The following is an 8,914-nucleotide window of genomic DNA, read 5'->3' as shown; positions in this document are numbered from 1 at the left end:
CCGGCGGCGGCGACGGCGGCGCGGCGCACCGCCCCGCGATCCGCTCCGCGACCGTCTCGCCGGCCGGTGTCGCGGGCGGCCGCGCGCTGGGCGGCGAGGCGCTGCAGCTGCAGCTGGACTCGTTCCTGGCCCGCCACGAGGCCGAGCTGATCGCGTTCCGCCGCGACCTGCACATGCACCCGGAGCTGGGGTACGCCGAGCACCGCACCACGGGGCGGATCGTCGAGCGGCTCACCGCCGCCGGGCTGACGCCCACGGTGCTGCCCAAGGGCACCGGCCTGTTCTGCGACGTCGGCCCGGCCGACGGCCCGACGGTGGCGCTGCGCGCCGACATCGACGCGCTGCCGCTGCAGGACGAGAAGGAGGGCGTGCCGTACCGGTCGACGGTGCCGGGCGTCGCGCACGCCTGCGGGCACGACGTGCACACCACGATGGTGCTGGGCGCCGGGCTGTTCCTGGCGCAGCAGGCCGCGGCGGGGCTGCTGCCGGGCCGGGTGCGGCTGCTGTTCCAGCCCGCCGAGGAGACTCCAGGCGGGGCGCTGGACGTCATGGCCGCCGGCGGCATCTGCGGGGTCGACCGGGCGTTCGCGCTGCACTGCGACCCGCGCATCGAGGTCGGCCAGCTCGGCCTGCGCACCGGGCCGATCACCGCGGCCTGCGACAAGGTGTACGTCAAGGTCACCGGGCCCGGCGGGCACACCGCCCGGCCGCATCTGACCGCCGACCTGGTGTACGCGCTGGCCAAGATCGTCACCGAGCTGCCCGCCGCGCTGTCGCGCCGGGTCGACCCGCGCTCCAGCCTGTCGCTGGTGTGGGGGCGGGTGTCGGCCGGGTCGGTGGCCAACGCCATCCCCGACGACGGCATCGCCGAGGGCACCGTGCGCTGCCTGGACGACGAGGCGTGGCACCGGGCGCCGGAGATGATGAAGGCGCTGCTGGAGTCGGTCGCCGCCGCCTACGACGTGGAGGCGTCGCTGGAGTACGTGCGCGGCGTCCCGCCCACCGTCAACGAGGCGACCAGCGTGCAGATGTTCCGCGACGCGGCCACGCAGACGCTCGGCGAGGACGCGGCGGTGCCCACGCCGCAGAGCCTGGGCGGCGAGGACTTCGGCTGGTACCTGGAGTCGATCCCGGGCGCGCTGGCCCGGCTGGGCGTGCGCACTCCCGGTTCGCCGGGCGAGTACGACCTGCACCGCGGCGACTTCGACGTGGACGAGCGCTGCATCGCCGCCGGCGTCCGGGTGCTGAGCGCCACCGCGCTGACCGCGCTGTGGGACGGCGGCCGTCCCGGCGACCCCGAGCAGGTCGAGGGCGCCGCCGTGGCGTGAGCCGTCACCGGCGGCGACGAGAGATTCACCGTCCGCCCCGGGCCGGGCCCGGGGCGGCGTTCCCCGTCCTCACCGGACGGCGGGCGGGCCACCGCACGAGCGGCCTGACCTGTGGCGATATGCCTACACCTTGGTAACGGACCCGTTGCGAATCGGCGCATCGTGGGCGTTTTGGTCTGTTTACCGGGTAGCGTCCGATCGATTTCGGCGGCCACTGTGCGGGCCGCCATTTCGAGGGCGGGGAACGGAAGGAGCGCCAAACGTGCGCCGTGGACTCAGGATTTCGCTTGTCACGCTGACGGGCGCAGCGCTCACGCTCGGCGCTTCGGCGTGCGGCGGCAAGAAGGCCACCACCGGTGGGGACGACGGCGGCGGCAAGAAGACCGTCAAGGTCGGGCTGGCCTACGACATCGGCGGGCGGGGCGACAAGTCGTTCAACGACGCCGCCTACGCCGGTCTGCAGAAGGTGCAGTCGACGCTCAACCTCGAGGTCAAGGACATCGAGGCGACCAAGGGCGAGAGCGACAACGACAAGGTGCAGCGGCTGGAGCTGCTGGCCAAGTCCGGCTACAACCCGGTGATCGCGGTCGGGTTCGCCTACGCGGGCCCGCTGGGCAAGGTCGCCAAGAACCACCCGAACACCAAGTTCGCGATCGTGGACGACAGCTCGGTCACCGGCCCGAACGTCACCAACCTGGTCTTCGCCGAGGAGCAGGGCTCCTTCCTGGTGGGCGCCGCGGCGGCGCTGAAGTCCAAGACCGGCAAGATCGGCTTCATCGGCGGCGTGGACACCCCGCTGATCAAGAAGTTCGAGGCGGGCTACACGGCCGGCGCCAAGAAGGCCAAGCCGGACATCAAGATCGACGTCAAGTACATCTCCCGCGGCACCGACTTCTCCGGCTTCAGCGACCCGGCCAAGGGCAAGACCGTCGCCGAGGGCCAGTACGACGGCGGCGCCGACGTGATCTACCACGCCGCCGGCCTGTCGGGCGTCGGCCTGTTCCAGGCCGCCGCCGCCAAGCAGAAGTACGCGATCGGCGTCGACTCCGACCAGTACCAGAACGCCGAGGCGGCGCAGAAGCCGCTCATCATCACCTCGATGCTCAAGCGGGTGGACACCGCGGTGTTCGACTTCGTCAAGGCCGCGGGCGAGGGCACGGCCAAGGCCGGGCCGATCACCTTCGACCTGAAGAACGACGGCGTCGGCTACTCCACCGCCAACGCCGCGGAGATCAAGGACGTGCAGGCCAAGCTGGACGAGTTCAAGCAGCAGATCGTCAGCGGCGCGATCACCGTCCCCACCAAGTGACCTGAACGTGCCTCGGCCCGGGAGGGCGGCCAGCGGCCTCCTCCCGGGCTCTGGTGTAGGAGGACCAGGGATGTCCACCACTGAGCGGCCGTCCGACACCGGCACCGCCGCCCCGCCCGCGTTCGAACTGCGCGGCATCACCAAGCGCTTCCCCGGCGTCGTCGCCAACCACGACATCGACCTGACCGTCACCGCCGGGACCGTGCACGCCATCGTCGGGGAGAACGGCGCGGGCAAGTCCACCCTGATGAAGATCCTCTACGGCATGCAGCGTGCCGACGAGGGGACCATCAAGGTCGGCGGCGAGGAGGTCAGCTTCCACTCGCCGTCGGACGCCATCGCCCGAGGCATCGGCATGGTGCACCAGCACTTCATGCTGGCCGACAACCTCACCGTCCTGGAGAACATCGTGCTGGGCGCCGAGCGCCTGCACGGGATCGGCGCCAGGGCGCGGCGGCGCGTCGAGGAGCTGGCCGGGCGGTACGGCATGCGCGTCGACCCGGGCCGGCTGGTGGAGGAGCTCGGCGTCGGCGACCGGCAGCGGGTCGAGATCCTCAAGGTGCTCTACCGGGGCGCCCGCATCCTGATCCTCGACGAGCCCACCGCCGTGCTGGTGCCGCAGGAGGTCGAGGAGCTGTTCGCCAACCTGCGCGAGCTGCGCCGCGAGGGGCTCACCGTCCTGTTCATCTCGCACAAGCTGGACGAGGTGCTGGCGGTCGCCGACGAGATCACCGTGATCCGGCGCGGCACCACGGTGGCGACCCGGCTGGACCCGGCCGCGACGACATCCCGGGAGCTGGCCCGGATGATGGTCGGCAGCGAGCTGCCCGTCCCCGAGCTGCGCGAGTCGACGGTGACCGACCGGCCCGTCCTGCAGCTCAGGGGCCTGACCGTGCGGGACGGCACCGGCCGCGCCGTCGTCGACGACGTCACCCTCACCATCCACGCGGGCGAGATCCTCGGCATCGCCGGGGTGGAGGGCAACGGACAGGCCGAGCTGGTCGAGGCGATCATGGGCCTGCGCGCCCCCGCCTCCGGGACGATCCTGCTGGACGGCAAGGACATCACCGGCTGGCCGACCCGGCGGCGCCGCGAGGAGGGCGTCGGCTTCGTCCCCGAGGACCGGCACCGGCACGGGCTGCTGCTGGAGTCCCCGCTGTGGGAGAACCGCGTCCTCGGCCACCAGACGCGGCGGCCCAACGTCAAGGGCCCGTGGATCGACCGGGCCGGCGCCCGCGCCGACACCCGCCGGATCGTGGACGCCTACGACGTGCGCACACCCGGCATCGACGTGGACGCCGGGGCGCTGTCGGGCGGCAACCAGCAGAAGCTGATCGTCGGCCGGGAGATGTCGGGCGAACCGAAACTGCTGATCGCCGCGCACCCGACCCGGGGCGTGGACGTCGGCGCGCAGGCCGCGATCTGGGAGCACCTGCGCCAGGCCCGCGCCGAGGGCCTGGCGGTGCTGCTGATCTCCGCGGACCTGGACGAGCTCATCGGCATGTCCGACACGCTGCGGGTGATCCTGCGCGGCCGCGTGGTCGGCGAGGTCGACCCCGCCGACGTGACGCCCGAACGGCTCGGCTCGGCGATGACCGGGGCGCCGCTGGAAGGGGAACAGTGAACCGGCTGAAGAACTCGCCGCTGGCGCTGACGGTCCTGGCGGCGGTGGTGGCGCTGGCGTTCTCCGTCGCCGTCACCTCGATCGTGCTGTCGATCAGCGGCTTCAACCCGCCGTCGACGTTCCAGGCGATGATCCAGTTCGGTCTGGAGCCGGACAGCGTCGTCAACATCGTCAACCGGGCGTCGACGTACTACCTGGCCGCGGTGGCGGTGGCGATCGGGTTCCGGATGGGCCTGTTCAACATCGGCGTGGACGGCCAGTACCGCCTGGCGGCGATGCTGGCCGCCGCGGTGGGCGGCGCGGTCGCGCTGCCGCCGGTGCTGCACCAGGCCATGATCATCCTGGTCGCCATGCTGGTGGGCGCGCTGTGGGCCGGCATCGCCGGGCTGCTGAAGGTCACCCGGGGCGTCAGCGAGGTGATCGCCACGATCATGCTGAACTTCATCGCCACCGGGATCATCGCCTACCTGCTGCAGAACGGCAGGCTCGGCACGCAGGTGGCGGGCAGCGACAACATCGGCACCGAGCCGATCGCCTCGTCCGGGCGGGTGGCCGGCATCCCCTACCCGGGGGCCAATCTGAAGATCTTCGGCCTGGTGCTGCTGGCCGTGGCGGTGGGCGTGGCGTTCCACGTCGTGGTGGAACGCACCCGGTTCGGGTTCGACCTGCGCGCCACCGGGCTGTCCCCGAGCGCGGCCGTGGCCAGCGGCGTCGACGCCAAGCGGATGGTCGTGGTGGCCATGCTGCTGTCGGGCGCGGCGGCCGGGCTGATCGGCATGCCGCAGCTGCTCGGCTCGTCCTACTCCTACGGTCTGGACTTCCCCGGCGGCCTGGGCTTCGTCGGCATCGGCATCGCGCTGCTGGGCCGCAACAACCCGGTCGGGATCGTGTTCGCCGCGCTGCTGTGGTCGTTCCTGGACCAGTCGTCGCAGATCCTGGAGTTCAACGAGATCCCCAAGGAGATCGTGGCGATCACGCAGGCGGCGGTGCTGCTGTCGGTGGTGGTCGTGTACGAGGTGGTGCGGCGGCTCGGGCTGCGCTGGCAGCAGCAGGCGGTCGCCGCGGAACTGGCCGGCCGTGACTCGTCCCCGAAGGAGGTGGCCGCGTGAGCTCGACCCTGGCCGAGGCGATGCCGGCGGCGGAGCCCGCGCCCGCCCGGACGGCGCGCCGCCCGCTGGTGCGCGTCCTGATCGCCCTCGCGGCCGTGTTCGGCGTGCTGGTGCTGCTGCGGGCCATCACCGGTGAGAACACCATCACCTCCGGCGGGACGGTGAGCACCACCCTGGCCCTGGGCCTGCCGATCGGCATGGCCGCGCTCGGCGGCCTGTGGGCCGAGCGGGCGGGTGTGGTCAACATCGGCCTCGAAGGCATGATGATCTTCGGGACGTGGGGCGGGGCGTTCGGCGCCTACTTCTCCGGCAACCCCTGGATGGGGCTGCTGATGGGCCTGCTGATGGGCGCCCTCGGGGGCCTGCTGCACGCGGTGGCCACCGTCACGTTCGGCGTGGACCACATCGTCTCCGGTGTGGCGATCAACATCCTGGCGCCCGGCGTGGCCCGCTACCTGTCCTCGATGTTCTTCCTGGGCGAGGAGGGCGGCGGCGCCACCCAGTCGCCGCCGCTGCCGGAGTTCCCGACCGTCAGCGTGCCGGGCATCGCCGGGCCGCTGCGCGACCTGGAGGACCGGCACTGGTTCCTGCTGTCCGACCTGGCCGGGCTGGTGCGCGGCCTGACCACGGACTTGTCCGCGCTGACCATCATCGGGCTGGCGCTGATCCCGCTGACCTACGTGCTGCTGTGGCGCACGGCGTTCGGGCTGCGGCTGCGCTCGTGCGGGGAGAACCCGTACGCCGCCGAGTCCCTCGGCGTCAAGGTCTACAGGATGAAGTACGTGGCGGTCACGGTGTCGGGCGCGCTGGCCGGGCTGGGCGGCGTGTTCCTGGCCATGGTGGGAACGCACCAGTACCAGGAGAACCAGACCGGTGGCCGCGGCTTCATCGGCCTGGCCGCCATGATCTTCGGGAACTGGCGTCCCGGCGGGCTGGCGGCCGGCACCGGGCTGTTCGGCTACACCGACGCGCTCCAGCAGCGCGGCGCCACCGGGGCGGTGCACGCCCTGCTGTTGGTCGTCGCGGTCGCGCTGTTCGCGTTCGCCGCCTGGCGGCTGCTGGCGCTGCGCCGAGCGCCCGCCACCCCCGCGGAGGTGGGCGACGGCCACCGGCGTTCCCGGATCTACCAGGCGGTGGCCGCCGCCGTCGCGGGCGCGCTGCTGCTGGCGTGGTACCTGCTCACCGACGAGCTGCCGAAGGAGATCGTCACCTACAGCCCGCACATCACGACGCTGCTGGTGCTGTCGCTGGCGTCCCAGCGGCTGCGGATGCCCGCGGCCGACGGCCTGCGCTACCGGAAGGGGGAGGCCCGATGAGTGGGGTCGACTGGGAGGTCCTGCGGACCGCCGCCCGGGAGGCGATGCGGCGCGCGTACGCGCCGTACTCCAATTTCCCGGTCGGCGCGGCCGCGCTGGTGGACGACGGCCGGGTCGTGTCCGGCTGCAACGTGGAGAACGCCTCCTACGGCGTGGGTCTGTGCGCCGAGTGCAGCCTCGTCAGCGCCCTGTACGGGCCGGGCGCGTCGGGCCGTCCCCGGCTGGTGGCGGTGGCGGTCGTCGGCGGCGACGGCGAGCCGCTGATGCCGTGCGGCCGCTGCCGCCAGCTGCTGTGGGAGCACGGCGGCCCTGACATGCTGCTGGAGACGACGCGCGGCGTGCGCCCCATGGCGGACGTGCTGCCCGACGCGTTCGGCCCCGACGACCTGACCTCCTGAAGGAGCCATCCGACGTGGACGCGATCGACGTCATCCGCGCCAAGCGGGACGGCGGCACGCTGACGCCCGAGCAGATCGACTGGACGATCGACGCCTACACCCGCGGCGTCGTCGCCGAGGAGCAGATGGCGGCGCTGGCCATGGCCATCCTGCTCAACGGCATGACCCGGGCCGAGGTGGCCCGCTGGACCGAGGCGATGATCCGGTCCGGGGAGCGCATGGACTGGTCGGGGCTGGACCGGCCCACCACCGACAAGCACTCCACCGGCGGCGTCGGCGACAAGATCACCCTGCCGCTGGCGCCGCTGGTGGCGGCGTGCGGCGCGGCCGTCCCGCAGTTGTCGGGCCGGGGCCTCGGCCACACCGGCGGCACCCTGGACAAGCTGGAGTCGATCCCGGGCTGGCGGGCGTCGCTGTCGCCCGAGGAGATGCTCGCGGTGCTGGCCGACGCCGGGGCCGTGGTGTGCGCGGCGGGCTCGGGCCTGGCGCCCGCCGACCGCCGCCTGTACGCGCTGCGCGACGTGACCGGCACCGTCGAGTCGATCCCGCTGATCGCGTCGTCGATCATGTCCAAGAAGATCGCCGAGGGCACCGGGGCGCTGGTGCTGGACGTCAAGGTCGGCTCGGGCGCGTTCATGAAGACCGTCGAGCAGGCCCGCGAGCTGGCCGAGACCATGGTGGGCATCGGCTCCGACCACGGCGTGCGCACCGTCGCGCTGCTCACCGCCATGGACCGTCCGCTCGGCCGGGCGGTCGGCAACGCCGTGGAGGTCGCCGAGTCGGTCGAGGTGCTCGCGGGCGGCGGCCCGTCCGACGTCGTCGAGCTGACCGTGACCCTGGCCCGGGAGATGCTGGCGGGCGCGGGCCTGGCGTCCGCCAAGGACCCGGCCGACGCGCTCGCCGACGGCTCGGCCATGGACGTGTGGCGCCGCATGATCTCCGCCCAGGGCGGCGACCCCGACGCGCCGCTGCCGTCCGCCAAGGAGACCCACGACGTCACGGCGCCGTCCTCGGGCGTCCTGACCCGCCTGGACGCCTACGCGGTCGGCGTGGCGGCCTGGCGGCTCGGCGCGGGCCGCGCCCGCAAGGAGGACCCGGTCTCGGCCGCCGCGGGGATCATCTGCCACGCCAAGCCGGGCGACCGCGTCACCGCCGGTCAGCCCGTCCTCACCCTTCACACCGACGACCCGTCCCGCCTCCCCCGCGCACTGGAGGCCCTGGACGGCGCCGTCGAGGTGACCGGCGACGGCACCCCCGACCTTCTGCCGCTCGTCATCGACCGCATCGCCTGACGGGTCGCGTCATCGGATACCGGGGGACATGATGTCGAAAACCCCTTCACGGCGTTATCGCCCCCTGTACCTCGTCTGCCTCACCATCGCGTGTTTCGGGGGACTGTTCACGGTCACCTGGGGTGGCGGCGCCATCGGCGCGTCGGTGGAACAGATGGGGAAGTCCAGGGCGACGGCACGGGTCCTGGAGGTCGAGGGCAACCGTTCTCAGGGGCACATCACCGTCGAGTTCACCACCCGCGACGGCCGCCGGGTCGAGACGGAGGACAGACGCCGCGGCTGGCCCGCCGACGCCGGGCCCGGCGACGAGGTCGAGGTCGTCTACGACCCGAATGACGCGGCGGGCAGTGTTCAGCGGTTCCAGGACGTGAGAAAGGCTCTGGTGGTGGTGCCGTGCTTCACGATCGTGGCGGTCCTGTCGGGCGTCGCCGCCTATCGCACGCGGCCCCGATGACGAACAGTGCCGCCGTGAACACAATTCCGCGCACCCGGCAGAAGTTCCGCGGGTAAGTTCCGCAACGGTGTCCGGACGCGGTCC

At 72.6% G+C, this 8,914-nt stretch carries 8 protein-coding genes; all 8 read left to right on the top strand.

Translation table 11 applies throughout. The features are described from left to right. The first annotated feature begins 86 nt into the window (after positions 1 to 86). The 8 genes from ABD811_RS09225 (at position 87) to ABD811_RS09190 (ending at position 8,830) form a co-directional block, all read left to right on the top strand. On the top strand, positions 87 to 1,328 hold the full coding sequence (locus ABD811_RS09225; RefSeq protein WP_344943853.1) for an amidohydrolase: 1,242 nt from the start codon (positions 87 to 89) through the stop codon (positions 1,326 to 1,328). A gap of 262 nt (positions 1,329 to 1,590) precedes the next feature. Continuing rightward, the gene (locus ABD811_RS09220; RefSeq protein WP_344943845.1) at positions 1,591 to 2,637 is read left to right on the top strand and encodes a BMP family lipoprotein; all 1,047 of its coding nucleotides are present in this window, start codon (positions 1,591 to 1,593) and stop codon (positions 2,635 to 2,637) included. Positions 2,638 to 2,707: 70 nt separating this feature from the next. Next, a complete protein-coding gene (locus tag ABD811_RS09215) occupies positions 2,708 to 4,261 on the top strand; it encodes an ABC transporter ATP-binding protein (RefSeq protein ID WP_344943842.1) in 1,554 nt (517 codons plus the stop codon). Beyond that, entirely contained in the window at positions 4,258 to 5,370 is a 1,113-nt protein-coding gene (locus ABD811_RS09210) for an ABC transporter permease (RefSeq protein WP_344943839.1), read from the top strand. The genes ABD811_RS09215 and ABD811_RS09210 overlap by 4 nt, the downstream gene beginning before the upstream one ends. Continuing rightward, complete coding sequence (locus tag ABD811_RS09205) at positions 5,367 to 6,686, top strand: ABC transporter permease (RefSeq protein ID WP_425549385.1); 1,320 nt, start codon at positions 5,367 to 5,369, stop codon at positions 6,684 to 6,686. The genes ABD811_RS09210 and ABD811_RS09205 overlap by 4 nt, the downstream gene beginning before the upstream one ends. Next, positions 6,683 to 7,084 (top strand): cytidine deaminase, encoded by a 402-nt coding sequence (locus ABD811_RS09200; RefSeq protein WP_344943836.1) that lies wholly within the window; start codon positions 6,683 to 6,685, stop codon positions 7,082 to 7,084. Before ABD811_RS09205 ends, ABD811_RS09200 begins: the two co-directional genes overlap by 4 nt. Positions 7,085 to 7,098: 14 nt before the next feature. After that, positions 7,099 to 8,376, top strand: a complete 1,278-nt coding sequence (locus ABD811_RS09195; protein ID WP_344943833.1) for a thymidine phosphorylase — start codon at positions 7,099 to 7,101, stop codon at positions 8,374 to 8,376. Between the two features lie 154 nt (positions 8,377 to 8,530). After that, the gene (locus ABD811_RS09190) at positions 8,531 to 8,830 is read left to right on the top strand and encodes a DUF3592 domain-containing protein (RefSeq protein WP_425549384.1); all 300 of its coding nucleotides are present in this window, start codon (positions 8,531 to 8,533) and stop codon (positions 8,828 to 8,830) included. Positions 8,831 to 8,914 lie beyond the last annotated feature (84 nt).

Source organism: Actinomadura miaoliensis (assembly GCF_039536785.1).
Taxonomy (GTDB): Bacteria; Actinomycetota; Actinomycetes; order Streptosporangiales; family Streptosporangiaceae; genus Spirillospora; species Spirillospora miaoliensis.
The sequence above is the reverse complement of the archived record's forward strand: the minus strand, read 5'-3'. Positions and strand labels throughout refer to the sequence as shown.

Coding starts and splice junctions, on each gene's coding strand:
- ABD811_RS09215 (WP_344943842.1), top strand. CDS start 2,708: ATGTCCACCACTGAGCGGCCGTCCGACACCGGCACCGCCGCCCCGCCC.
- ABD811_RS09200 (WP_344943836.1), top strand. CDS start 6,683: ATGAGTGGGGTCGACTGGGAGGTCCTGCGGACCGCCGCCCGGGAGGCG.
- ABD811_RS09190 (WP_425549384.1), top strand. CDS start 8,531: ATGGGGAAGTCCAGGGCGACGGCACGGGTCCTGGAGGTCGAGGGCAAC.